This is a genomic window from Dietzia sp. SYD-A1, from assembly GCF_015356725.1.
Taxonomy (GTDB): domain Bacteria; phylum Actinomycetota; class Actinomycetes; order Mycobacteriales; family Mycobacteriaceae; genus Dietzia.
Genome location: NZ_JADDKI010000702.1, coordinates 1 through 1,075, shown reverse-complemented (window position 1 = coordinate 1,075; position 1,075 = coordinate 1). Strand labels below are relative to the sequence as shown.

Genomic DNA, 1,075 nt, shown 5'->3' with positions numbered 1-1,075 from the left:
GAGGCGAAGCCGTGGTGCAGGGCCAGCGGCATCGGGGCCAGCATGTGCGTGGCCTGGACTTCGCCGGCCACGTACGCCCCCCACAGGTCGGCCCAGCCCGCGTACTTCTTGAGCTTCACCCTCAGCCCGTGCTTGGCGTAGATTCCCAACGGGGCCGCGTTGACCAGCGGGGAGGCGCAGGTGATGGGGATGAAACCGATCGTGAGCTCGGGGTTCTCGATACCCGGCAGGGCGGGCACGTCGGCGCCGTGGGTGCCGGGTTCGGCCTCCGGGGCGGCGGGGGGAGCCGTGCTCGCGGTGCCGCAGGCGGCGAGCAGCCCGGATCCCGCGGTGGTACCTGCGAGGGTGAGGAACCCCCTACGCCCCATACGCAGGTGATCTGGTGCACTCGGTGGCGTGCGCATCAGTGCTGCTCCGCGCGTGAGGCGACGGCTGCCACGGCCCAATCGTGCATGCGCCCGGAGTGATAGAGCAACGGCGGGGTGTCATCGCGGTGCACGGCGTGGACCCGCGCCACGAGGATCTGGTGGTCGCCGCCGTCGTAGATGCGGTCGATATGGGTCGAGAGCCAGGCGGATGTCCCCTCCAGAAGCGGCACCCCGTGGGGGCCTGCGCGGTACTCGACGCCGTCGAACCGGTCCTCACCCCGGCCGGCGAAGGTTCGGGCGAGTGGTCCCTGTTCACAGCCGAGGACGTTGACGCCCATCGGGGCGCCGATGCGGAATGCGTGGAGGCAGCTGGCGCGGCGGTCCACGCACACCAGCACCAGGGGCGGATCGATGGAGACGGTCGTGAAGGAGCTCACCGTCATGCCCACGGGCCGGATTCCCTGCACGGTGGTGATGACGGTGACCCCGCTGGGGAAGGCGCCCGCTGTCTGCTTGAGAGCGGCCGCGTCGACCTGGTCACCTCGGCGCCACACCCCAGAGAGGTCGTCGTCCCCGAGGTGGGAGTGATCGGGAGCATCGGTCTGATTGGCGGTGACTGTCATGTGGTGCTCCTATGGGCGGTGGTCGGGTTCGGGCGGTTGTCGAGTGCCTTCAGCGCGGTGAGGAGCCGGGGGTCATCTGGGGGT

General features: G+C 70.1%; 2 protein-coding genes. Both read right to left on the bottom strand.

Annotated elements, in window-relative coordinates:
• A partial coding sequence (locus tag IY392_RS18785) for an ABC transporter substrate-binding protein (RefSeq protein WP_228549644.1) occupies positions 1-368 on the bottom strand: 368 nt, incomplete at its 3' end.
• A gap of 35 nt (positions 369-403) precedes the next feature.
• A complete protein-coding gene (locus tag IY392_RS18780) occupies positions 404-991 on the bottom strand; it encodes a flavin reductase family protein (RefSeq protein ID WP_194862043.1) in 588 nt (195 codons plus the stop codon).
• Positions 992-1,075 lie beyond the last annotated feature (84 nt).

Bases quoted from the DNA above. Each gene is read 5' to 3' on its own strand.
- IY392_RS18780 (WP_194862043.1), bottom strand. From the start codon at position 991: ATGACAGTCACCGCCAATCAGACCGATGCTCCCGATCACTCCCACCTC.